Annotated in this window: 24 protein-coding genes; all 24 read right to left on the bottom strand. The window is 44.6% G+C overall.

Annotated elements, in window-relative coordinates:
• Positions 1 to 106: 106 nt before the first annotated feature.
• Entirely contained in the window at positions 107 to 1,018 is a 912-nt protein-coding gene (locus LC065_RS15995; RefSeq protein ID WP_226589213.1) for an RluA family pseudouridine synthase, read from the bottom strand.
• Positions 1,015 to 1,488, bottom strand: coding sequence for a signal peptidase II (gene lspA, locus LC065_RS16000; protein ID WP_226589212.1), 474 nt, complete (start codon positions 1,486 to 1,488; stop codon positions 1,015 to 1,017). Before lspA ends, LC065_RS15995 begins: the two co-directional genes overlap by 4 nt.
• A gap of 187 nt (positions 1,489 to 1,675) precedes the next feature.
• Positions 1,676 to 2,200 (bottom strand): DivIVA domain-containing protein, encoded by a 525-nt coding sequence (locus LC065_RS16005; protein WP_089652830.1) that lies wholly within the window; start codon positions 2,198 to 2,200, stop codon positions 1,676 to 1,678.
• 75 nt (positions 2,201 to 2,275) lie between these two features.
• Positions 2,276 to 3,049 (bottom strand): YlmH family RNA-binding protein, encoded by a 774-nt coding sequence (locus tag LC065_RS16010; RefSeq protein ID WP_226589210.1) that lies wholly within the window; start codon positions 3,047 to 3,049, stop codon positions 2,276 to 2,278.
• 75 nt (positions 3,050 to 3,124) lie between these two features.
• Complete coding sequence (locus LC065_RS16015) at positions 3,125 to 3,394, bottom strand: YggT family protein (protein ID WP_306163554.1); 270 nt, start codon at positions 3,392 to 3,394, stop codon at positions 3,125 to 3,127.
• A 3-nt stretch (positions 3,395 to 3,397) separates the two neighbouring features.
• Complete coding sequence (locus LC065_RS16020) at positions 3,398 to 3,847, bottom strand: cell division protein SepF (RefSeq protein WP_226589208.1); 450 nt, start codon at positions 3,845 to 3,847, stop codon at positions 3,398 to 3,400.
• A 21-nt stretch (positions 3,848 to 3,868) separates the two neighbouring features.
• The gene (locus LC065_RS16025; RefSeq protein ID WP_226589205.1) at positions 3,869 to 4,540 is read right to left on the bottom strand and encodes a YggS family pyridoxal phosphate-dependent enzyme; all 672 of its coding nucleotides are present in this window, start codon (positions 4,538 to 4,540) and stop codon (positions 3,869 to 3,871) included.
• A gap of 21 nt (positions 4,541 to 4,561) precedes the next feature.
• Positions 4,562 to 5,359 (bottom strand): peptidoglycan editing factor PgeF, encoded by a 798-nt coding sequence (pgeF, locus tag LC065_RS16030; protein WP_226589203.1) that lies wholly within the window; start codon positions 5,357 to 5,359, stop codon positions 4,562 to 4,564.
• A 57-nt stretch (positions 5,360 to 5,416) separates the two neighbouring features.
• The gene (locus LC065_RS16035) at positions 5,417 to 5,692 is read right to left on the bottom strand and encodes a YlmC/YmxH family sporulation protein (protein WP_226589200.1); all 276 of its coding nucleotides are present in this window, start codon (positions 5,690 to 5,692) and stop codon (positions 5,417 to 5,419) included.
• 718 nt (positions 5,693 to 6,410) lie between these two features.
• Positions 6,411 to 7,190 (bottom strand): RNA polymerase sporulation sigma factor SigG, encoded by a 780-nt coding sequence (sigG, locus tag LC065_RS16040; protein WP_226589198.1) that lies wholly within the window; start codon positions 7,188 to 7,190, stop codon positions 6,411 to 6,413.
• 82 nt (positions 7,191 to 7,272) lie between these two features.
• Positions 7,273 to 7,992 carry an RNA polymerase sporulation sigma factor SigE gene (gene sigE / locus LC065_RS16045; protein ID WP_089652821.1) on the bottom strand — a complete coding sequence of 240 codons (720 nt, stop codon included), beginning with the start codon at positions 7,990 to 7,992 and terminating at the stop codon, positions 7,273 to 7,275.
• An 18-nt stretch (positions 7,993 to 8,010) separates the two neighbouring features.
• Positions 8,011 to 8,964 (bottom strand): sigma-E processing peptidase SpoIIGA, encoded by a 954-nt coding sequence (gene spoIIGA / locus LC065_RS16050; protein WP_371933458.1) that lies wholly within the window; start codon positions 8,962 to 8,964, stop codon positions 8,011 to 8,013.
• A 687-nt stretch (positions 8,965 to 9,651) separates the two neighbouring features.
• Positions 9,652 to 10,815, bottom strand: a complete 1,164-nt coding sequence (gene ftsZ, locus LC065_RS16055; RefSeq protein WP_089652820.1) for a cell division protein FtsZ — start codon at positions 10,813 to 10,815, stop codon at positions 9,652 to 9,654.
• Positions 10,816 to 10,890: 75 nt separating this feature from the next.
• Positions 10,891 to 12,186, bottom strand: coding sequence for a cell division protein FtsA (gene ftsA, locus LC065_RS16060; protein ID WP_089652819.1), 1,296 nt, complete (start codon positions 12,184 to 12,186; stop codon positions 10,891 to 10,893).
• A 193-nt stretch (positions 12,187 to 12,379) separates the two neighbouring features.
• The gene (locus LC065_RS16065; RefSeq protein ID WP_089652818.1) at positions 12,380 to 12,736 is read right to left on the bottom strand and encodes a small basic family protein; all 357 of its coding nucleotides are present in this window, start codon (positions 12,734 to 12,736) and stop codon (positions 12,380 to 12,382) included.
• Between the two features lies 1 nt (position 12,737).
• Positions 12,738 to 13,442 (bottom strand): DUF881 domain-containing protein, encoded by a 705-nt coding sequence (locus LC065_RS16070; RefSeq protein WP_226589195.1) that lies wholly within the window; start codon positions 13,440 to 13,442, stop codon positions 12,738 to 12,740.
• Positions 13,443 to 13,447: 5 nt separating this feature from the next.
• Positions 13,448 to 14,152, bottom strand: a complete 705-nt coding sequence (locus tag LC065_RS16075) for a DUF881 domain-containing protein (protein ID WP_226589194.1) — start codon at positions 14,150 to 14,152, stop codon at positions 13,448 to 13,450.
• Positions 14,139 to 14,954, bottom strand: a complete 816-nt coding sequence (locus LC065_RS16080; protein WP_226589192.1) for a cell division protein FtsQ/DivIB — start codon at positions 14,952 to 14,954, stop codon at positions 14,139 to 14,141. Before LC065_RS16080 ends, LC065_RS16075 begins: the two co-directional genes overlap by 14 nt.
• 455 nt (positions 14,955 to 15,409) lie before the next feature.
• Positions 15,410 to 16,477 carry a stage V sporulation protein E gene (gene spoVE, locus LC065_RS16085; RefSeq protein WP_306163555.1) on the bottom strand — a complete coding sequence of 356 codons (1,068 nt, stop codon included), beginning with the start codon at positions 16,475 to 16,477 and terminating at the stop codon, positions 15,410 to 15,412.
• 92 nt (positions 16,478 to 16,569) lie between these two features.
• Positions 16,570 to 17,913 (bottom strand): UDP-N-acetylmuramoyl-L-alanine--D-glutamate ligase, encoded by a 1,344-nt coding sequence (gene murD, locus LC065_RS16090; protein ID WP_226589190.1) that lies wholly within the window; start codon positions 17,911 to 17,913, stop codon positions 16,570 to 16,572.
• Entirely contained in the window at positions 17,910 to 18,896 is a 987-nt protein-coding gene (gene mraY / locus LC065_RS16095) for a phospho-N-acetylmuramoyl-pentapeptide-transferase (protein ID WP_226589186.1), read from the bottom strand. The genes murD and mraY overlap by 4 nt, the downstream gene beginning before the upstream one ends.
• Positions 18,897 to 18,935: 39 nt before the next feature.
• The gene (locus LC065_RS16100) at positions 18,936 to 20,294 is read right to left on the bottom strand and encodes a UDP-N-acetylmuramoyl-tripeptide--D-alanyl-D-alanine ligase (RefSeq protein ID WP_226589183.1); all 1,359 of its coding nucleotides are present in this window, start codon (positions 20,292 to 20,294) and stop codon (positions 18,936 to 18,938) included.
• On the bottom strand, positions 20,291 to 21,766 hold the full coding sequence (locus LC065_RS16105; protein ID WP_226589180.1) for a UDP-N-acetylmuramoyl-L-alanyl-D-glutamate--2,6-diaminopimelate ligase: 1,476 nt from the start codon (positions 21,764 to 21,766) through the stop codon (positions 20,291 to 20,293). Before LC065_RS16105 ends, LC065_RS16100 begins: the two co-directional genes overlap by 4 nt.
• Before the next feature lie 48 nt (positions 21,767 to 21,814).
• Positions 21,815 to 23,737, bottom strand: coding sequence for a stage V sporulation protein D (locus LC065_RS16110; protein WP_226589177.1), 1,923 nt, complete (start codon positions 23,735 to 23,737; stop codon positions 21,815 to 21,817).
• Positions 23,738 to 23,761 lie beyond the last annotated feature (24 nt).

A 23,761-nucleotide genomic window follows, 5' to 3' on the forward strand; every position in this document is an offset into this window, starting at 1 on the left:
ATCCTGTGTATAACCGTCACCTTTTCAGCCTCACGGGACTGTCTTTAAAGGTCTTTATATTCTATATGGAAGTATGACACTCCCTGCATACATTGTCAAGAAGTTTTTAAACCTCTCTCGTTTCCAAGTACTTCAACGTCTCTTTAAAGTCCGCTGGAGGTTCGACCTCAAACGTTTTCCATTCGCCTGTTCGCGGATGCTCAAAGCCAAGCGATTTGGCATGGAGAGCCTGCCCATCAAGGTCTAAAGTTTTACGAGGGCCGTATTTAGGATCACCCGCTAGTGGATGATCGATATAGCGCATATGCACACGGATCTGGTGCGTACGTCCTGTTTCCAATTTACATTCGACAAGGGTGAAATCAGTGAAATGACGCAGCACGCGGAAATGGGTGACAGCATCACGTCCGCCATCGACCACAGCCATCCTTTGACGATCTTTAGGATCCCTTCCAATCGGTGCATCAATGGTTCCATATTCATGATGAATTTCCCCATGGACAATCGCTTCATATTTACGTTCCACCGTCTTCTTCGACAGTTGCTCAGCGAGGGATTGATGGGCAAGATCATTCTTAGCTACCATCAATAGACCACTCGTGTCTTTATCAATCCGATGGACGATTCCCGGACGCTCTACCCCGTTGATTCCAGACAAATCTTTCACATGGAATAAAAGAGCATTTACGAGTGTTCCGGAATAGTGGCCTGCTGCCGGGTGGATCACCATACCTGATGGTTTATTGACGACAATCACATCTTCATCTTCATACACGATCTCGATCGGAATGTCCTCAGGGAGGATATCCATCGGCTCAGGTTCAGGAATATGCCATGTGATACTCTCCCCCTCCTGCACCTTATAATTACTCTTTACCGCTTTCCCATCTACGAATACAATGCCATCTTTGAGCCATCCTTGAATTTGGGATCTGGATGCTTCTTCGATAACCTCTGTTAATAATTTATCAATCCGCTTGGACTGATCGTTTTCTGTAACCTTATAGTGTTCACTCAAGATTTCAAACTTCCTTTCTTTCTGCGCTCATCCAAGAATGTGGCTATCATGACGAAAATCACTCCAACGACAAGTGCAGAGTCCGCTACATTGAAAATAGGAAAGTCATAAGTGAAAATGTACGTGTTGGCGAAATCAACGACTTCCTTACGAAATACACGGTCGATGAAATTCCCAATCGCCCCTGCGAGTATGAAAGCAAGCGCTACACCTACAAAACGACTTTCTTTTCCATATTGATGTAAATAATAAATGACAAAACCAATCACGACCACCGTTATAATATAAAAGAACCACATCTGCCCTTGTAGGATTCCCCAGGCAGCTCCTTGATTCCGGTGAGAGGTCAAGTAGAAAAAGTTTTCGATGATTGTTATGCTTTCTCCAATATTCATTTTTGTGACCACAAGCCACTTTGTCCACTGATCAAGGATGATGAGACCAATGGCGATGATATAATACAAAATCATAAGCGTCCTCCATGAATCTTAGTCCTAGCCTATTGTACCACAAAACTCCATCTGCAAAGAACAACTTCTCACTTCCACATAAGCTCCCGATTGTGGAAGAAGGGATGGCAGAGAAAAGGTGCCGTTCTTGTGGGAACGGCACCTTGGTTAGTATGAAAGGATAATGTCCGTATGTACGGGATGGTACTTAAGGCTGGGAGCTGTATTCCTCTTCCATTTTACGCTCCACTTCTTTCTCATCATCAAGTTCTGTATCAAATAAATGATCCCAGTCATCGTTATCAATCATATCGATTTGAGCTTCTACCAACATACGCAGTCTTGTTTTGAAAACTTTCGCCTGCTTTTTCATATCTTCTACTTCGATATTAATACGGCGTGATTTTTCAAGTGCTTCATTGATAATACGATCGGCATTTTTTTCTGCCTCTTTGACAATTAATTTCGATTCTTTGTTTGCACTGTTCTTTACGTCTTCTGCGGTTTCTTGAGCGACGAGAATTGATTTATTGAGCGTCGTCTCGATATCGTTAAAGTGACCTAGACGTTCGTTCAATTGACTTACTTCCCGTTCCAGCTCTTTTTTCTGTCGTATAACGATTTCATAATCTTTGATGACTTGATCGAGAAATTCGTTGACTTCATCTTCATCATATCCTCTAAAACCGCGAGTGAATTCTTTGTTATGAATATCCAGTGGTGTTAATGGCACACCATCCACCTCCCAAAACATCGATCTAATTTATAAATTCGACAGGAACCTACGTTATCCTTCTTTGCTGCTACATTAATTTAATTTTGATGTCATCACTTTATATTTTTCTTTTTTCGTTTCACCCAGCACTTCATCGAGTTGGCTTCTCCCTTTTCCACGTAAAGAAATAAGATCGCCTTCTTCTAATGAAAATGAAGTGTCTTCTACGGTACGGAAATTGACCTTCACCTGTCCCGCCTCAATGAACATGGATGCTTTATTGCGGGACATCCCGTAAATTTCCTTGACCATAACATCCAGGCGTAAAGATGAAACCGTCGTTTGTTTCGTCGACCATGTTTCATTGCTCTCTATCCGCGTAGATAAAGGTTTTTCTTCAAATTGCACGTTGGAGCGCTTAATACCGGTTAAGTTCATTTTAATGTAGTCACTAATTTCAGAGGCTGTTGTCATTTGAATGATGCCATCCTGTACAACGAGATCTCCCATCTTCTCTCTGCGAATTCCCAACGACATAAAAGCCCCTAGAACATCGCGATGCTCAAGCGCAACAAATTTTTGAGGGTAGGAAGCCTCTAATAACGTCAACTGAAAGTCTTCTTTTTCAATAATCTCGTAATCAGGAGCGATGATCGCACGTTTTCGTTCACTAGTCTCTGCTCCCCCTTCTAATCCGTAAATAAGATCCGGATCATTACCCATGATCGCCTTCATGATCATTTGTTCCCTCGGGTCGAGGAAATCTGTCAGCTTCCGCTGATATTTAAGAGCCACATCTTCACGAAAAGATAAGACTTGATCGATGAATGGCTTTTCTTCTTTTCGAAAGTGTTGATAGATATCCACCTAAAAAACCTCCATAACTACCAAAAGGAACAGATGTGAGCACATCATGATGTGCTCTCTGATCTGTTCCTCGACTTATAATCCCATAATGATGTAATATAGTTCGCCTAAACCTGCTCGAGCAAAGTTCAGGACGAGAATAGCAACAATTGGTGAAATATCAATCATACCTAGTGGAGGAATGATTTTACGGAAAGGCTCCAAGAAAGGCTCAGCCAACCGGGAAAGGACTTCACCGAAACTAGATTCACGCGCCCCAGTAAACCAGGACATCAAAATGTAGATAATGAGAATCCAACTGTAAATTTGTAGTGCAGTCATTAAAATCTGAAACAAAAACGCCATGTCTTACCACCTTCTGTTTATATCATCTTCATCTTGCGCAATCATTTCTGAAATAGATCCTGAAATTTCAACATTATCAGGAGTACAAAGAAATGTTTGTGTTCCGAGCTTTTGAATATCTCCACCTATAGCATATACTGTTCCGCTTAAAAAATCTACAATTCGTTTTGCCTGATGATGATCGACACGTTGTAAATTGATTACAACAGCACGGCGGTTAACCAGCTGATCGGCAATGTCCTGAGCTTCGTTGTAACTGCTCGGCTCACTCAATACCATTTTTGATGAGGATTTAGCACTTTTCAAACTGACCACATTGCCCTGCTCCTGTTTCTTCGTGGCTCGTTGATGCTGGGCAGGCTCTTCTTCGTAATCATCTTCCACTTCTTCCTCAATGTACTCGTATTCATCATCCAACGTGAAAAACGAACGAAATTTATTTTTCATGCTCATTTTCATCACCTCTGATTTTATTTATTCACCGACTAGACTGGAGCCAAGGCGGATATGTGTCGCTCCTTCTTCAATCGCCAGTGCAAAGTCGTTGCTCATTCCCATGGATAAATATTCACAAGGGGCATGACGATAACCTTTGTTCCTGATGCGATCTCTTAGAGCTCTCAATTGACGGAATACACCACGCAATTTCTCTTCGTCATCAGTATGTGGGGCCATCGTCATCAGACCGACGACTTTAACATTTTCGTAATGACTTAACACTTCTATAAAAGATTCAACTTCTGAAGCATCCAACCCGTGTTTGGATTCCTCTTCACTAATGTTAACCTGAATAAAACATGGAACCGGACAACCAGCCCTTTTGTTTATCTCTTTAGCAAGGGACTTCCGGTCAAGAGAATGGATCATGGAGACTTGTCCGATTACATCCTTCACTTTTCGCGATTGCAGGGTCCCGATAAAATGCCAGGTCGCCTGATCACCGATTTCCTCATACTTTTCCAGAAGGCCTTCTTTCCTGTTTTCACCAAGATGTTTGATCCCTGCCTCCAGGGCTTCTTGTGCCCGATCAGTAGTGACGTATTTGGTAACCGCTATAAGGGTGATTTCATTTTTAGAACGTCCACTATTTTTACATGCTTGTTCAATTTGTTGATCAATTTTTGCTAAGTTATCTACAACCGACATGTTAGAACTCCTTCCCGCTCATCAAGTCCGAAGCGTGATATACCCAAGCATACGCCCCGTACTTCCCTGATCGCGCCGGTGGGAATAAAACGTTTTTTCTTCCTCGTATGTACAAAAGTCAGTCATTTGAATATTGTTTTTCCCTAAGCCTTCTTCTATCATCATTCTACGGTGAAGAATTTTCAGGTCTAATTGATATTTCCCTCTTCCTTTACTTATCACACATTCTTTTTTGTAGCTTTCAGGAATGAAACTGATGACATGGTCATCGACTTCATAGTGTTTCTTGCCAATGGATGGTCCGATGACGACTTGGATGTTTTCAAGCTTACATCTTTGGTCTTGAAGTGCGCGGAGCATCTCTCCTGCCATCCCGTTTACTGTTCCCTTCCATCCAGCATGAGCAATTCCTACCCAACCTGATTCAGAATCAGCAAAGTATAACGGCACGCAATCTGCAAAAAAAGCGCCAAGGACAAGGTTTTTCTCATTGGTAATCAATCCATCCACCTTCGAGACGGCGGTTTGCAAGGAAGTCGCACCAGCTCCAGCATTTCCTTTGTCTACAGCAGCGACCTCGGTACCATGAACTTGCTCACCGATTACCCATCTGGAAAGCGGGATGCCGATCTCCTCGGCAAGCGCGCGTCTATTCTTCAACACATTTTCTTTTTTATCGGATACATGGAGCCCCATGTTCAGCGAATCGAAAGGGGCTTCACTATGTCCGCCCTGACGTGTTGTCAATCCTGCAGTCACATTCTGGTGGGAATGAAAACAAGTCATCTGTCTAATGGAATGCGATTGGAAAGGTTCCATTTGAACACCACCTCAATTTCACTCCATTTTAACACATTTTTCATCCAATTTCTTCTCTTATTCGTCTGATTCTGTCTTTTGTACCGTAGAAATGCTTTTGTAGCCATTCTTTTTCACTAAAATGACATCAGCCCCAATATTCACAATTTGGTCCCACGGAATCGTCATTTCTTCTTCCTTCCCGAAAAGTCCCATCGCTTTCCCTTTCAAAGTAAGGACGAGCCCCTTAAGCCGCCCCCTCTGTGTATCTATATCAAGATCGCTTATATACCCCAGACGTTCCCCTGTTTCCATCGCAATGACATCTTTCATTTGCAGTTCCGTGATTTTCATTTCTCCTCACTCTCCTTATTCCCACTATATGCATAGAATCAACAAATTAGAAAACAGAGAAAACGATTCCACCCATTTACTCAAAACCTTAATAAAGTATATGGCAGGATTGTTGAAGACTCAGTTTCGAGATGTTCTTGGGGGTCGTTGCCTGGGTTGAGCGTCAGGGGTGGTTGGGAAGCCACTCGCTTTCCTGTGGGGAGTGGCAAGCTTCCTCGGGCGTTTTGCCGCACTAAGGGATCTCGCCTATCTCCTTTCTCCCACGGGAGTATCGCAGCTTCCCAACCACCCCATTCTATGAAGGTGAGAAACGAACCCCATTATTGTGTGAGGATGCCTTCCACGACCCTGTTGTTATAAGAATAAACGCTATTTAACAAGCTTTTCGCATGCAGAATTGCGACTTTAGGAATTCTTTCCCTCCAATTACCATGTGTATAAAAAGCAGTTTATTCCCAATGTGGTTTCGAGATACTTATATAGCGAAGGGGCGGAGGGTAATGGCGAGACTCCTGCGGGAAAAAAGTGCATGGTGAGACCCCACAGGACGCAGTCCGAGGAGGCTCACCGCGCTCCCGCGGAAAGCGAGCTATTCCCCGCAGCCCCATCTACTCAACAAAAGTCTCGAAACTGAGTCTTCCAGAATAGGGAGCGTTTGTTGAAGAAAAGGGAGTTCGGGCATTAAAAAAAGCTTCTGCGTGGGCAGAAGCTTAAGGGTTCATTGGAACATGGATGAATTCATTTCTTTGATCGCCGCTTTTTCTAAACGCGACACTTGAGCTTGCGAGATGCCGATTTCTTCAGCGACTTCCATTTGCGTTTTTCCTTGGAAGAAGCGCTTCGTCAAAATCATTTTCTCTCGATCGTTCAGTTTCTTCATTCCTTCTCTCAGCGATAGTTCATCGAGCCAAACCGAGTCTTTTTCCCGATCATCTTTCAACTGATCAACAACGAAAATCGGATCACCGCCGTCATTGTAGATCGGTTCAAAAAGAGATACGGGATCCTGGATGGCATCCATCGCAAAGACTACATCTTCGTGCGGGACTCCCATGCGTTCAGCAATTTCATGAGGAGCCGGATCTTTACTTGTCTCACTGATCATCTTCTCACGCATTTGCAATGCTTTATATGCCGTGTCGCGCAAGGATCTGGAAACACGAATCGGGTTGTTGTCTCTTAAGTACCTGCGAATTTCACCAATGATCATGGGTACAGCGTAAGTAGAAAATTTAACATTGTGACTTAAATCAAAATTATCAATGGATTTCATGAGACCAATGCATCCAACCTGGAACAAATCGTCTCCATACTCTCCGCGATTGTTAAAACGCTGAATAACGGATAAGACGAGGCGGAGGTTGCCATTCACCAGCTGCTCTCTTGCCTCCAGCTCTCCACTTTGTAAGCGTTCAAACAGGTCTCTCATTTCTGCATTTTTCAGTACCGGAAGTTTTGATGTATCTACGCCGCATATCTCTACTTTATGTCGTGTCAATGTAAGACCCTCCCAGGAAGCTGTAATCAGTTCTCAGTATCTCCCTGGGTGGGAAAATTATGCATCAAAGGGTGGTCGGCTGTTAGACCATTTTATCGAATTCGCGTTGCAGCCGGCGGATGATTTTCTTTTCAAGCCTTGATATATATGACTGTGAGATGCCCATCATGTCTGCCACATCTTTTTGTGTTTTTTCTTTTTTCCCAATTAATCCAAAACGAAGTTCCATGATTTGTTTTTCACGATCATTTAATTGTTCAAGCGCCGATTTGAGTAATTTTTTATCGATTTTCTTTTCGATGCCCTTCGTAATTAAATCTTCGTCTGTTCCTAAAATATCAGATAATAAAAGTTCATTTCCGTCCCAGTCCACGTTCAATGGCTCATCAAAGGATACTTCTGTTTTCAACTTATTGCTTTTTCTAAGGTGCATGAGTATTTCATTTTCTATGCAGCGAGAAGCGTATGTCGCAAGTTTGATTTTCTTTTCAGGATCAAACGTGTTCACAGCCTTGATTAGTCCAATCGTCCCAATACTAATTAAATCTTCTATGTTCAACCCCGTGTTTTCAAACTTCCTGGCGATATAAACGACAAGTCTTAAATTCCGCTCAATGAGCATCGCGCGTGCCGCCTTATCCCCTTTAGGAAGAAGTTCAAGCAATTCTCTCTCTTCTTCTCTGGATAATGGTGGTGGCAGGGCTTCACTTCCACCAATGTAATAAATCTCATCTTGTTTAATTCCAAGCTTCATAAGTAAGCGATAATACCAGAGCCGCGCTTTAAAGAACCATTTGAACATGGAATCCCCCTCCTGAAATCACGCTGATTTACCTTTAACCATCAAGTGCGGATGTATGAGCATTTGATAAAGTCGGTCATGTGTCAAATCCTGTTGCTGCACCCCTAATAGGGGAGCTTTCATTTCCAAATTCCCTGACTCTGTTTTGACCGTGATTTTATCCACCACTAACGTCACGAGTAACTTTCCTGCAACCCCTGCCGCCTGATAAGGAACAAGCCGTACTGAGGACTGAATCTCATCCGGTAAGTCCGCTAAAGCGGTTACGACATGATCCACTTCAAGTTGCTGGACCTGTTCCTTTGATAAAAATTGTTCCCATAAAAAAGAATCGGCGAGAAAAACCATTTTCCGACTGACCGGATCCACGAGCTGGTTTCCGCTATCTACTAAACCTTTGCAATGGGCGGCCCTTCCATTCCACTCTACTGTCACATCATAAATATCCTCAAGCTTCATCTTATGGACGCTGACTTGATTCAATCGCCATTTTGTAAAAACAAAGGAACATGGAAAACCAATGATTACAAACAACCAACTGACCGGGTCTCCATAACCACCACTGAATGTTACGATTGATCCCCCTTGTAAGCTGATCTCTGTCGCAAGAAAATAATGAACCCCCATCATGCTTCCACCGATGGCGAAGGTAATAAAATAAAAACTGATCCACTGGACAAAAAATGCTCGGAGAGAGGTGTAGGAAAAGGCCACCCAGATGATGAAAAACGAAAAAAAGATTTTCCCGAAACTTCCTACAAGCCAGGAATCCGGCATATAAATGGTAATCGGGACGATCGTAGAGGCGACAAACGCCCCAGCGGCCATTCTTATTTTCGATGATTTCGCTCTCGTAATCCCCTGCGTAAGCGATAAGATCATGCCATCCATCAAAAGGTTAAGCAACCAGACAGCATCAAGATAAATGATCCTCTCTCCCCCCTTCTCTTTATCTGCTGTACTGAAAAGTATAAGCCCGTCCGGTTAAAAAGTCTGTCACAATCTGAACCACACGCTAGCAAGTTTTGTAGAAGGATGGAAAGATCCCTTTATTCCACAAACGCTCCCTTTTCTTGAAGACTCAGTTTCGAGATGACCGGGGTTCGTTGCCTAGGTTGAGCGTCAGGGGTGGTTGGGAAGCTACTCGCTTTCCTGTGGGGGAGTGGCGAGCTTCCTCGGGCTAAAGCCCTGCGGGATCTCGCCTATCTCCTTTCTCCCACGGGAGTCTCGCAGCTTCCCAACCACCCATTCGATGTATGTAAGAAACGAACCCCATTTCTCGATTGAGGCGTAAAACGCTCTGTATCAAGCTTTCAGGATTTTAATACCTGAGCATAGGAGCTTTATCCTTGTACTCCCACCAAACTAAATAGCAGATTATTAGGGAAGTGGTTTCGAGACACTGATATAGAAAAGGGGCGGAGGGGAATGGCGAGACTCCTGCGGGAAAAAAGTGCATGGTGAGACCCCACAGGACGCAGTCCGAGGAGGCTCACCGCGCTCCCGCGGAAAGCGAGCTATTCCCCGCAGCCCCATCCACTCAACAAAAGTCTCGAAATCTTCTACCACAAACCTGCCATTATGTTTAATAAGTGGTTGATGGTGAAAGGAAAAAAAACCCGCCACACAGGAATGTGTGACGGGTTTTGAGTTGATATTTTATCGGCGACGATTGCGGTTACGCAGGAACGTCGGGATATCAAGCGTGTCTTCTTCTTGATTCGGTTTGTTCTGTGGTTGTGGCGGAGCTTGACGACGAGGAGGTTGCTCTTCCCGTACGTTACGCTCTGGCTGTTGTTGTTCTACTTGCTTTTGCTGGTTCACAGGGTTAACAGTTGGACGCTTTTTCTGCTGACCTTGGGCAATTTGCGCTTCATCGAAACCTGTTGCAATAACAGTAACAACGATTTCATCTTTCAGGTTTTCGTTGATCACAGAACCGAAGATGACGTTTACTTCCTGATCTGCTGCAGAGGTTACGATATCCGCTGCTTCCTGAACTTCATAAAGGCTCAAGTTGGCACCACCGCTGATGTTCATCAGGACGCCGTGTGCACCGTCAATGGAAGTTTCGAGTAATGGAGAGGAGATCGCCTTTTTGGCTGCTTCAGCTGCTCGATTTTCTCCTGTCGCAATACCGATTCCCATAAGGGCGGATCCTTTGTCGACCATGATTGTTTTCACGTCGGCAAAGTCTACGTTGATCAATCCTGGTACCGCAATCAAATCGGAGATACCTTGTACACCTTGACGAAGGACGTTATCCGCTTCACGGAACGCTTCAAGCATTGGCGTATTCTTATCTACGATTTCAAGCAAACGGTCGTTCGGGATGACAATCAGTGTATCAACCGCGCCTTTAAGACTTTCTGTACCTCCGCTCGCTTGTGTGGAACGCTTACGTCCTTCAAACGTGAATGGACGAGTGACAACCCCGACTGTAAGGGCGCCTAGTTCTTTGGCAACTTGGGCAATGACAGGAGCGGCACCTGTACCTGTTCCGCCTCCCATTCCTGCAGTTACGAAGACCATGTCTGCACCTTGAAGGGCTTCTTCGATTTGTTCTTTACTTTCTTCCGCAGCTTTACGACCGACTTCCGGATTCGCACCTGCACCAAGTCCGCGAGTCAATTTTCCACCAATTTGCATTTTAACTTCTGCTTTTGAAAGATTAAGCGCTTGTGCATCCGTATTGACGGCGATGAATTCGACGCCTTGGACACCGTGCTCAATCATACGGTTAACGGCGTTACTACCGCCGCCACCTACTCCGATTACTTTAATCGTTGCTAGTTGGTCCATGCTTGTATCAAAATCTAACATCTTACGTTCCTCCTAATACACGAGATTACAAGATTTATTGGTTCGTCCGTCCCTTGACCGACTCAAACTTGTTCATTAATCAAAGAAATACTTCAAGAGATTACTGAAGCCTGATTCTTTTTTCTTCTCTGGTTTCTCTGTTTCTTCTTTCGGCTGTTGCTTTGTCGCACGTTTTTGCTTTTTAGGTTGGGGTTTTTCTTGAAATTCTTCAGTTACAGATGGAAAGATCTCTTTGCCTTGTATTTTCGCATTACGATAGGCGAATTGCAAGATTCCTACCCCACTCGTAAACTGCGGCTCTCTTACTCCGATGTAATCCGGAATCGCGAGTCTTACGTTTGCGTGGAAAACATCCTGCGCTAACTCAAGAACACCAGGCATGTTCATCGTACCACCGGTCAGTACAAAGCCTCCCGGAAGTTCGCGTACACCCATGCGCTGGATCTCCTGGGCAGCAAAGACAAAAATTTCTTCTAGTCTAGCTTCAATCATATCAGAGATTTGCAATTGATTGAATGCCTGTTGACGATTACTTCCAATAATCGTGACAGAAAAATTTTCCTCTTCATTCGCATCATCAAAAAATGCATGACCGTGTTCCATCTTAACCTGCTCGGCTTCTTCTGTAGAAGTCCTCAAGCCGATCGATAAATCTTTGGTTAAATTGTCTCCACCAAAAGGAATCATGCTCGTTCCTTTTAAATGTCCTTCCTCAAATACCGAGATTGTCGTAGATCCACCTCCGACATCGATAAGTGCTACGCCCAGATTCGTTTCATCACCGGATAACGAGACAGTTCCAGAAGCTAGCGGCTGCAAACAAACATCCAATACTTCTAAACCTGCTCGTTCTACACATTTCAATGTATTATGTAAAACGGTTTTGGCACAGGTAATAATCATACCTTCCATCTCAAGACGTACTCCGATCATTCCACGTGGGTCTGTGATTTCATCCTGACCATCTACGATGAACTGACGAGGAATTACATCAATAATTTCTCTTTCCGGCGGTACAGAAACCACCTGAGCAGCATCGATTACTCGTGTAATGTCTTCGTTTCCAATTTCTCTACTCTCGCTGGAAACGGCAACAACACCATGGCATGGCTGCAATTGAATGTGATTGCCATTCACACCGACAACGACCCGGTCGATTTTCATATCCACCATGCGCTCGGCTTGTTCAACCGCTGAACGGATCGAATGGACCGTTTGATCGATATCTACAATCGCACCTTTTTTCATACCGTTCGATTTAGCTGTCCCTACCCCAATAATATTGAGGTTATCATTCATAATTTCTCCTATGATCACTTTGATTCGACTTGTGCCTATATCTAAACTTACTAAAATTTCATTTTGATTCACCAGTGACGCACCTCCTGTAGCAAGCCATATAAGTAGTTCAAAGCATATCGAATTCACGCTTAAAATACAATCTTTGAAATACAAACGTAAATGAATTGATATATTCCATGGGGTATCTCCTTGGAATATGAGAGAAAAAACTCGCTCCTATGTTGTTTTCCACAGTGTTTCGTGAATTTCCTCTTAAATACGTTTATTTTTTTCTGAATTTCGTTAGCAATTTCTGGTCGATGACGATTCTTCTGACGATAGCAAGGTTTCTGAACAACCGGACACCGAAAGCAAAGACAGCTGCAAGATAGAGATCCACGCCTAATTGAACGCCGAGGAAGGCAAGTAATGCAGCAAGTGTGATGTTGAAAAAGAAACCGGTCAGAAAGACGGTGTCATCGAACGTTTTTTCTAATTGTGCCCTGATTCCGCCAAGAAGTGTGTCGAAAGCGGCCAGCACAGCAATGGATAAATAATCGGAATAGGCATCCGGGATACGGATATCCGTCAAGATACCAAGGGTCACACCGATGATCAGAAATAAAAGGGGTAACCACAAATTAACCACCAGCTTCTTCTAAAATTTCTAAATGGAGAGGGTCATCGTACTTTGGAAGCACCAATTGTTCTTTTACTTCAAAAACAATTTCCATATTGTCGATGTTGAAAATATCTTGAGTGGGACTTGCTTTCATGTGATCCTGCATTTTTTCTGGATCTTCAGCCAGCACCTTTATAGTCAACGGGAGTGAACCGATCGGCCGATTGTTCACATAGGTTGATCCATTTACATCCCTAACTGGGGAAAGGTTGGTCAACCGTTCATTCCCTATGCTGATATCCTCTGCTCCGTAAGTGTTCAGTTCATTTAAGAGACGACTGAGAAGATGAGGGGATATACCTGGATATTCCTGCCCGGCATCACTTTCATCAAAAATAGGACGGATCGTAAGTTCCACTCCTGCCCCCTCTTTTTTCTGAAGGCCAATCTTTTTCTCTAAGGCCCCAATGGACCCTTTTAATGTCTCCACCTGTTCGCGTGACGATTGCTTCTCATAATTTCCAATGGTCTGATCGGCCACGGCAATTTTCTCTAAGAGGTCCTGTTGGTGTTCCTGCTGGGTTTTCAAATCTTCCCGCACTTCCCAAACATCTCTTGTATCTCTCAACTCTGTTTCATGGGATGTGGTCTGAAACTGAACAGCCACCATAAATCCAATCAAAAGAAATACGGTAGATAGCAGCCACTGTGTTCTTCGCTTCATGTTGATCACCCTTCAGCCGATAGCCTTGCCTTCATTTCCAATTGATTTTCCTTTGATATTTGCACCTCAACATTTTCGTTGAGAAGCTGATCGACAACACCTCTGGTCAGGTTAAGGCTAGAATAGAGAACCTCCGGGTCCCCGATCGCAGAAATGACGAATGGAGCCGGGTGTTGAACGCCGTCTACAGTAATGACTGGCCCTGTACATGCAATATAACTATCTCTCATGAACCTTTGTCCATTAATGGCTATGGCTTTTGCTCCAGAACTGAGAAGTTCATTGATCACACTGTGGATATGACTTTCGTGGACGATATACTGATTCACTTGGTCTTCATCCGGTATATATTCCGCATCGCTCAGAACGACTTCTACCCCTTGTCCCTCAACCGGAACTTCACCATTCAGCATCTGAAGCTTCTTTTTACGTTCGACGAAGTCGGCAATCACCTGTTCACGATCGGCCATCTCATTCTCAAAGTTTTGAATTGTACTCCGCTTCTCTTTTAACTCTTCACGCAGCTGCTTGTTCCTTTTTTCCATGTCCAGCAGCTGTTGTTGATAAAAGTATTCTTTTTCCCATTGCGAATCGTTCAGTTGTACCATTTGTGGTGAACTCTTTGTCAATTGATAGCTGTAGCTGATCAGAAAACCGGAGATGAGCAGGACCAGAGATAAAATAATTGGTTTCCCTTTACGCCTCTTCATCCGTGTTCTCCTCTTCTTCATCCGCTTCTGGCTCACCTTGCGACTCTTCTTCCTCCGATTCAGGATATTCTTCGAAGTAGGCCCCTACATCGATATGTATGATCCCTTCAGCTCCTTCATCAAGCTGGGCAACGATGGAAGGATAAGCCGGCATTTTTTCGGCAAAACTGCGGATCGAGGCCTGCACCTGATACCCATCATTCATATAAAGAAGGATTTGATATGGATTCCCGTCACGAGGGTCCCAATGGATTTCAGAAATGAGACTGCTTACACTTGAAGGCAGATCTTTCAACTCTTGAGAGATTTCCTTCAGATACGTTTCCTTATTGAACCCGACAAGGATTGGAGCATCTCCTCCCGGAAGTGCCGTTTGTCCATCCAAGCGAGATCCATTTTCCAGTATGGCATGAAAAGCACCATCCTGTTTGACGTAACCGATTCTCTCCGCTTCCTTCACTTCAATCTGAACATTGTTCGGGAAGGAACGATCGATGGAAGCAAAGGTGATTTCTTGATGCGACTCAATCTGCTGTTTCATCTCTTCTTCATCGACTCTCCAATAATTCGTGGATGTTGTGACTCCGGCAAGCTCGATGATTTCTTCCTCAGATACGTGGTACTCACCTTCCACAACTATATGACGAACATTACTGAGTGGCGACTGTAGATAGATGACCGTCGCAATCAGCAAAAATAGAATAGTCAAATACAGAATCAAACGACGATTGGCTTTTTTTCGCCTCGTCTGTTTCAATTTTGGTATGCGATCTTCTATGGAAACCACTTTTCTCTCTTCCATAACGGGCATTTCTCCTTATTGCTAGACACCCTTTACGCTGTTTGTCCTAGCTGTTTGAAAGAATGATGTTCCTCTAAAAGATGCCGAGCTTACTCTACATCTATACGTTTCCCATTATATCACAAAAACAGAGTGAAATATTGATAGAGTTTTACTAGTTTCCTATCAATTTTATTACAGGAAAACCCGCATTTCGATAGGGGTCAAGTGATTTCGCTAAAATGGTTTACCCATTCTTCACCGCAGTTAAACTTCTAATCAGGAATTCTTCTATATTTCCACCTGTCCCTTTTGTGAAAAGACTCAATTCCGAGGTTTTTTGCACAAGATCGGATCCGCCCTAGTTCACATTAAAAGGAGCTTCGGAATGGAGAGTTCGATGATCCTGACAAGGTTTAAGAAAGTATATTAGGATAAATCAGCAAAATAAAAAGGCCATGGACTCCATGGCCTTTTTATTTTGTTGAGAACCGGCTGACGCTGAGAAGTAACCCCAGGGATGCAAGAGTCAGGGTTAAAGACGAGCCTCCATAGCTGATAAGAGGAAGCGTAATTCCTGTGACAGGTATGAGGCCTGTGACCACACTAATATTGATCATGACCTGAATGCTGATCATTCCGACGATGCCAAGAGCAAGCAATGAGCCGAAAAGGTCCGGGGCAAGGAGACTTGCTCGGATCCCTCTCCATAAAAGAATAAAGAAAAGACCAAGGACGAGTAATCCGCCAAGGAATCCAAGTTCTTCAGCAAGTACTGCAAAAATGAAATCCGTCTGAGGTTCGGGCAGGTAGAAAAACTTTTGCATACTGTTGCCTAAACCTAATCCCATTAAGCCACCAGGTCCGATCGCATATAAAGACTGGATGATCTGGAACCCCGCTCCTAAAGGGTCTTCCCATGGATGGAGGAATGCAGTGATTCTTTTTATACGATAAGGAGCAGAAGCGATCAATCCAACCATACCCGCTGCTCCTGCGCCGGCGATCCACATGAAATGACTGATCCGTGCCCCTGCTGTAAACAACATGACAAGGCATGTCCCTACCATAACGACACCTGTCCCTAAGTCAGGCTGAAGCATGATGAGTGCGAACGGGAACAAAATTAATGCTAGAGCTGGCAGGAACCCCTGCTGGAAAGAGTTCATGAATTTTTGGCGCTCCGATAAAAAGCGTGCAAGAAATAGGATCAAACCGAGTTTCATAAATTCTGATGGCTGGATGCTGAACATTCCCACTCCGATCCAGCTACGTGCCCCTCCACGGACCATACCTACTCCCGGAATGAGAACGAGCACAAGGAATACCAGGCAAATGATCATTATCATCTTTGAATGACCATGCCATACATAGTATGGGATTCTTGATAACACCACCATGGCAATCAGACCAGCGGCAGCAAATAGAATCTGACGTTTGGCGTAAAACCAAGGATCATCAAACTTATATTCGGACCAGATGCTCGATGAACTGTAAACCATCACGACCCCGATGATCAAAATTCCGAGTATGGCGGCAACCAACCATAAATCCGGCTTTTTTTTCTTCCATAGAAAAAGCCCTACCTCCCATCTAAGTGGAAAACAGGGCTTTAGCTTGTCGCACAAAGCCCTTATTAGAGCTTATGCACAGCTTGGATAAACATGTTGCCTCTTTCTTCAAAAGTACGATACTGATCCCAGCTCGCACAAGCAGGTGAGAGCAGAATAACGTCCTCTTCTTCTGAGTATTGGTATGCCTGATCGACGGCTTCCTGCATCGTTTCTACTTTGGTTACTTCCTCGATTCCAGCTTCAAGAGCCGTTTCACGTAATTGATCAGCGGTTTCTCCAAAAACAACCATGGCTTTGACACCTTTCATATGTGGGATCAGAGTTTCAAAACTCGTCCCCCGATCCAGACCACCCGCGAGCAGGATGACCGGATTCTCGAATGATTTCAACGCATAAGAGGTCGCTAATATATTCGTCGCCTTAGAGTCATTGTAAAATAAACGGCCGTTTGTTTTCGTGACGAATTGCAGGCGGTGTTCTACTCCGGCAAATGTTTTCAAGACCTCGACAATCGCCTCGTTGCGTATTCCATTCACTTTAACCGCTGCAACGGCAGCCAGGATATTCTGAAGATTTTGTTCTCCCACTAATACAATGTCCTGTTTTTTCATGATCGGTTCGTTTTCAAAGTAAATAAACGTATCATCAGCCCAGGCGCCTTCGCCTTCCTTCTTGATTGAAAAAGGGACCAGCTTCGCTTTGACATCAGGTAAAAATCGGGCGATGCTCTCATCATCCGCATTGTAGACCAGTGTGTCTTCCGCCGTTTGGTTGGCCGTTATTTTCGCCTTCGCCTGATGATAATTTTCTAAGGTATGGTGATAATCCAGGTGTGCTTCATAGAGGTTGAGCCACACCGCAATCTCAGGGTGGAACTTTTCTGTTCCAAGCAATTGGAAGGATGAAAGTTCGGTCACCATCGTTTCATTTGTATCCGTACTTCTTGCCACCTCACAAGAGACATGACCGATATTCCCTGCAAGCGAAACCTTTTGTTGATCCGCCTGAATCATTTCATGGATCAACGTCGTCGTTGTGGTCTTGCCGTTGGAGCCTGTAACGGCTACTAGTGGGCCCTCATGGAGAAAGCTCGCTAATTCCACTTCGGTAACGACTGGAATATTCCGTTTCTCAGCTTCTGCAATGACTGGGTTCTCATAAGGAATGCCTGGGTTTTTGACGAGGTAATCCACATCATCCAATACGGATAACGGGTGTCCTCCCGTGATGACCTCTGCCCCTTTTTCTATCAGTTTACGCACCCCTGGGTCAGCCTGATCCGCTTTTAGATCATTAACTCGAACTTGGATGCCGCTGTCCAGGAACAATTCAGCAGCTGCTGTACCACTTTTCGCAAGCCCTAATACGAGAACTTGTCTGTATGGAAAGTTTTTTAATGTCTTCATCCGAACATCACCTCAATATAAATGCCGATCACTGCAAAGACAAGTCCAACGGCCCAGAACGTCGTCACGACACGCCATTCGGACCAGCCCTTCAATTCATAATGGTGATGAAGCGGACTCATCTTGAAGACACGTTTTCCTGTCGTCTTAAAAGAGATGACCTGAATGATGACAGACAGGGTTTCAAGGACGAACACACCGCCGATAATGACAAGAATAAGTTCAAGCTTCGTCAGGATGGCAATGATGGCAATCGCTCCACCTAAAGCAAGCGATCCTGTATCTCCCATGAAGACTTTAGCCGGATGAGCATTGAAGACAAGGAAACCAAGCAAGGCTCCGACAATAGCTAGAGAGAAAATGGTAATTTCTACATTCATCTGGCCTGTCCACGCTAAAATAGCGAATGCACCGAATGCGATAGCAGCAGTACCCGCGAGCAGACCATCAAGCCCATCCGTCAGGTTCACAGCATTGGATGCACCGACGAGCATAAACAGAATCAACAGAGCATAACCCCAGCCAAGGTCTACTTCAAAGTTTGTGCCAGGAATACTGATATAGGTCGGGAAATCCGAATTTCTAAGAATAAAATAAACGACGAGCGCAATGACGATCTGCCCGAGCATTTTTTGCTTTGACGTGAGGCCCAAATTCCTTTTCATTGCCACTTTAATATAATCATCCAGGAACCCGAGCAGCCCATACCCGACTAATACAAATAATACGAGGAACATTTGTGTGTTCCCAGTGTCCGGGGTGAACCAAAAGGATGCAAGGATGGTGGTGATGACCACCGCTACAATGATCATCACCCCACCCATTGTCGGGGTTCCCGATTTTTTCTGATGGGATTCAGGTCCCTCATCCCTAATTGCCTGACCGAACTTCAACCTTCTCAAAAAAGGGATGATCATCGGCGAGATCACAACAGTGATTGCGAATGAAATAGCCATAGTGATTAGTAGTATGTATTCGTTCATGTTTAGTTCTCCTCCTTTTCCATCATCATCGCCTATCGATCAATCCACGAGATTTTCAAGTAATTCTTCTAGTTTCATTCCTCTGGAAGCTTTGATGAGTACGACGGTGTCCGCTGTTAATCCTTGACGGACGTGATGACTTAACGTTTGTTTGTCTGTAAAGTGATGCGTTTCAATGGACGGATATTGATTCTGTACGGCATCCGTGATGGCCTTGGAATCTTGACCGATCGTATAAACCGCTTGAATCTTCTCATCAATGGCAGCGGCTACACTCTTGTGAAGCGATTCTGATTGTTCTCCTAACTCGAACATATCACCTAATATTAACACTTTCCTGCTTTTAGATGTCAATTGACTGACAACTTCAATGATTGCTTTCATTGAAGTCGGGGAAGCATTGTAGGCATCATTAATGATCAAGGAACCCTTTTGGCCCTCATGTTTTTCAAAACGCATGCCAGACATTTGCAGCTGCTGGAACCCTTGCTGGATCTCTTGTGAAGATAAACCTAAGCGTTCGGCAAGAGCAATGACGTATGTAGCATTTTTCACATTGTGTTTCCCGGCCATAGGCAATTCAAAAGACTGCCCACCGACTCTAAACGTACTGCTCTCATCTGTCAATTGAAGAATCTCAGCTTGATAGTCAAGGGTGTTACCAAAGCCACAAGTAACCGTCCAGTTTTTAGACTTTTGTTCTTGCAATAATGGCTCATCTCCATCAAGAATTAAGGCCCCTTCTTTAGAAAGACCTTCTGTGATCTCAAGCTTCGCCCCTGCGATTCCTTCTCTGGAACCGAGATTCTCGATATGGGACTCTCCAATGTTGGTTATGATGGCATAGTTTGGTTCAGCAAGCCTTGATAAAACGGAAATTTCCCCCGCACGATCCATTCCCATTTCCAGAACAACTGCTTCTGTTTCTGGATCCATGGCAAGGACAGTGAGAGGGAGGCCGATATGATTATTAAAATTACCAGCGGTCTTATGTGTTTTATATTTGATTTGCAGGACGGATGCTGCCAGATCTTTGGTTGTCGTTTTTCCATTTGAGCCGGTGACTCCGACGACAACTGGATCTACTTTTTTCAAGTAATAGGACGCCAATTGCTGAAGAGCCTTTGTTGTGTCTTCCACAAAAAAGACAGGGAAGTCCGTAGGTGTCAGCTTCGGCAAAGGCTGATCTTCCTGCCATAGCGTTGCGACCGCTCCCTGTTTAATCGCATCTCCAAGAAAATTGTGCGCATCGAAATTCTCACCCACGATCGGGACGAACAAGCTTTGCTTGGCTATTTTTCGACTGTCAGTCATCACAGACCTGAGGTGGATCTGATCCGATGCGGCTCCTTGTTTTTTCGGAAAAAGTTTTGTAAGTTCATTGACTTCTAAATTCATGATGGATGCTCCTTCATCTCTCTTAATATCGTACGGGCCACCTCACAATCATCAAAATGATGGCGGATGCCTTTGATTTCCTGATACGTTTCATGGCCTTTTCCTGCAATCAGAACAATATCTCCTGTTTTTGCATGATGTAGTGCGTATTTAATGGCCTCTTTTCGATCCTCAATCTGTTTATAACGCCCTTTTACATGGGCGGTCATATCTCTGAAAATCTGTTTAGGGTCCTCTGTACGCGGGTTATCATTGGTAAATATGATCCGGTCTGCATAATCGACGCTTACCTTCGCCATCTCAGGACGTTTGCTGCGATCACGGTCCCCTCCGCATCCGACGACAACCGTGATGGTCCCTTTGCATAGATCCCGGAGCGTTTGCAAAACGTTCTTCAAGGAATCTGGAGTATGGGCATAGTCCACGACAACACCGAAGCCCTGCCCTTCTCTTACAGGTTCGAATCTCCCTTTTACACCTTTAGTCTGTTGAAAGGATCGCTGAATCGTCTCTAGAGGCACGCCTGATAGGATAGCGGCACTCGCTGCAGCCAGCATATTATAAATACTGAACAGCCCCATCAATGGACTCTTTATGAAAACCGAACCGATGGGAGTGGTCATAATAAAGGCGGTACCCGTTTCGGTCATCGTGTATTCCTCTGCTTTTACATCTGCCTGTTCAAAAATGCCATAAGTCAGCAATCCTTGAGAAGTAGAGCGGATGAATTTCTTCGCCTGAGGGGAGTCATTATTGATGACCGCGAATTTCTCACGTTCCTTATTATACCCATTCCCTAATTGCGCGAACAATAGGGACTTTGCACGAAGATAATCATCAAAATTTTCATGATAATCCAGATGATCCTGGGTTAAATTTGTAAACACGGCAATATCAAAATCACAGCCATACACCCTGCCTTGATCGAGGGCATGGGAAGATACCTCCATAATCGCATGGTCGACGCCCGCCGCATGCATCTTATGAAAATAGCGCTGCAAGGTAAGAGCGTCCGGTGTCGTGTTTTTCACCGGGAACGTCTCCCCCGCTATATTCACCTGAATTGTTCCGATGATTCCGGTCTTCTTTTTATGCTGTTGGAAGATTTCCTCCAGTAAATAGGTTATGGTCGTTTTGCCATTCGTTCCGGTCACTCCGATAACGTGGAGAGACTCTGAAGGGCACCCATAAAGAGCAGCAGCTCCCATAGCAATTGCTCTTGAAGTATCATTCACAAGGACGACAGGAACAGAGACAGCCACCTCTTCTTCAGCAATGACAGCCACTGCCCCTCTTTCCACTGCGCCCTTCGCAAACCGGTGCCCATCGACATCCACGCCGCGCAGGCAGACAAATACATCGCCAGGCTCCGTCGTCCTGGAATCCATGGAGAGCCCTTTAATGTGGAGATCTGTCACAGATTTCGTCACTTTATAAAAAGGAATATATCGCAAGAGTTTCTTCATTTTCATATGTGTCACCCTTACCTGCTCACAAGTTTTATTATACCAAACATGGGTTTAATTCCCTAGATACACACGAATGGTCGAACCACTTGGCACTTTGACACCGGCTTCAGGCGCCTGTGTAATCACTTTAGATCCAGTTCCACTGACTTCCACTTCCAAATTCAAGAGCATTTGATTTAACTCTTTTTTCTCCATCCCTGTCACATCCGGAATTTCTACTAACGGTTCATCCGGCCAGGAATATTCTTTTTCCAACCCATCTTTCCTAGGTTCCACTCCTAAGGCGCGTAAACTGTCGCCCATGATATTCCCGACAATCGGGGCAGCGACGACGCCACCGAACTGAACGGTATTTTTCGGGTTATCGATGGCAAGATATACGACTAGTTCAGGATCATCGGCTGGAGCAAATCCGATGAAGGATACGATGTGGTTATTTTCCATGTATCTGCCGTCTGGACCGACTTTTTGAGCGGTACCGGTCTTCCCACCGACACGATACCCTTCCACATATGCCCCTCTTCCTGTTCCTTTTGCTACAACACTTTCAAGAGCACGTCGTATTTCTGCCGATGTTTCTTCAGAGATGATTCTCTCTTTCAACTTCGGTTCATTTTTTTCTAACGTTTCACCAGTGGTTGGATCGAGCCACGCTTCCTGAATATAAGGCTCGTAATAATACCCCCCATTCACTGCTGCTGCGACAGCCATGACCTGCTGGATTGGTGTGACGGATACCCCTTGTCCGAAGGCTGTCGTCGCCTGCTCTACAGGACCGACGTTTTCCGGTTTAAACAGGATTCCTTTTCCCTCTCCTTCAAGGTCGATACCAGTCTTCTCACCGAAGCCGAACCGATCGATATATTCAAAAAGCTTCTCTGTACCAAGGCGCTGACCGAGGGTGACAAACCCAGGGTTACAGGAGTTTTGTACAACTTCCAGAAAGGTCTGATCCCCGTGCCCGCCACGCTTCCAACAACGAAGAGTCGCTCCGTCTACTTTAATCGACCCCGAGTCGTGGAAGTGTTCGTCATCAAGGTCGACAAGATCCTCTTCCAGAGCTGCAGCAAGGGTGATAATTTTAAAAGTGGAACCAGGCTCGTACGTACTCCACACAGGTAAATTCCGGTTATAGACTTCCGGTTTCACTTCTTGATAATTAGCCGGGTCAAAGTTAGGACGAGTAGCCATTCCCACAACTTTCCCTGTATCTGGATCGACGGCTAGCGCGACCGCTCCATCAGGGTTGTATTTGGCCTGTGCGATATCAAGCTCGCGTTCTATGATGGACTGGACTTTGTAGTCGATCGTCAATTGCAGGTCTTTTCCATCGACGGGAGGTTTATAGATATCCGCCATGTCAGGCATACGTTTCCCTTTGGCATCTGAGAAAAAGGATAACGCTCCTTTCTCCCCCTTCAATTCCTCGTCATAATACGCTTCTAGACCGAGCAATCCTTGATTATCAATACCACTGAAGCCAAGCACATGGGATAGGAAAGATCCGTGAGGGTAATATCTCTCTGAATCCTCCGCAATGTACACGCCTGGCATCTGTAAAGACTGAATCGCTTCTGCCTGTTCCTCACTGATCTTACGCCCTTCTGGATGAATTCTTTCAATAGAAGTCACTTTCGTCACGTGAGAATAGGCTTTTTCTACACTCATGTCCAAAATCTGTGCAAGGTTTTGAGCTGTCTTATCCGCATCCTTCACTTGTCTCGGGACGACCATGACAGTCGGTGCAGATTGGTTTCCGACGAGCACTTCGCCATTAGTATCGAGAATCTTCCCGCGTTCAGGTTCGAATGTAATATCCCTGCTCCAAGATTCCTCCGCTTTGGAAATTAGGAAGTCACTTAGAAAAAACTGGACATACCCGAGCCTCCCTGCGATGACAAAAAAAATAACCATTCCAACAAGAAAGACAGCGACTAATCGTTTCTTTACGACCACTTGTGATACTCGTCTCATCTTAATAACTCCTTTTTGAAGTCA

This window comes from Halobacillus litoralis, from assembly GCF_020524085.2.
GTDB classification, from domain to species: Bacteria; Bacillota; Bacilli; order Bacillales; family Halobacillaceae; genus Halobacillus; species Halobacillus litoralis_E.

Coding starts and splice junctions, on each gene's coding strand:
- lspA (WP_226589212.1), bottom strand. CDS start 1,488: ATGATTTTGTATTATATCATCGCCATTGGTCTCATCATCCTTGATCAG.
- LC065_RS16015 (WP_306163554.1), bottom strand. CDS start 3,394: ATGGCGTTTTTGTTTCAGATTTTAATGACTGCACTACAAATTTACAGT.
- LC065_RS16020 (WP_226589208.1), bottom strand. CDS start 3,847: ATGAGCATGAAAAATAAATTTCGTTCGTTTTTCACGTTGGATGATGAA.
- LC065_RS16025 (WP_226589205.1), bottom strand. CDS start 4,540: ATGTCGGTTGTAGATAACTTAGCAAAAATTGATCAACAAATTGAACAA.
- pgeF (WP_226589203.1), bottom strand. CDS start 5,359: ATGGAACCTTTCCAATCGCATTCCATTAGACAGATGACTTGTTTTCAT.
- LC065_RS16035 (WP_226589200.1), bottom strand. CDS start 5,692: ATGAAAATCACGGAACTGCAAATGAAAGATGTCATTGCGATGGAAACA.
- sigE (WP_089652821.1), bottom strand. CDS start 7,992: ATGTTCAAATGGTTCTTTAAAGCGCGGCTCTGGTATTATCGCTTACTT.
- ftsZ (WP_089652820.1), bottom strand. CDS start 10,815: ATGTTAGATTTTGATACAAGCATGGACCAACTAGCAACGATTAAAGTA.
- LC065_RS16070 (WP_226589195.1), bottom strand. CDS start 13,442: ATGAAGCGAAGAACACAGTGGCTGCTATCTACCGTATTTCTTTTGATT.
- LC065_RS16075 (WP_226589194.1), bottom strand. CDS start 14,152: ATGAAGAGGCGTAAAGGGAAACCAATTATTTTATCTCTGGTCCTGCTC.
- LC065_RS16080 (WP_226589192.1), bottom strand. CDS start 14,954: ATGGAAGAGAGAAAAGTGGTTTCCATAGAAGATCGCATACCAAAATTG.
- murD (WP_226589190.1), bottom strand. CDS start 17,913: ATGAAGACATTAAAAAACTTTCCATACAGACAAGTTCTCGTATTAGGG.
- mraY (WP_226589186.1), bottom strand. CDS start 18,896: ATGAACGAATACATACTACTAATCACTATGGCTATTTCATTCGCAATC.
- LC065_RS16100 (WP_226589183.1), bottom strand. CDS start 20,294: ATGAATTTAGAAGTCAATGAACTTACAAAACTTTTTCCGAAAAAACAA.
- LC065_RS16105 (WP_226589180.1), bottom strand. CDS start 21,766: ATGAAAATGAAGAAACTCTTGCGATATATTCCTTTTTATAAAGTGACG.
- LC065_RS16110 (WP_226589177.1), bottom strand. CDS start 23,737: ATGAGACGAGTATCACAAGTGGTCGTAAAGAAACGATTAGTCGCTGTC.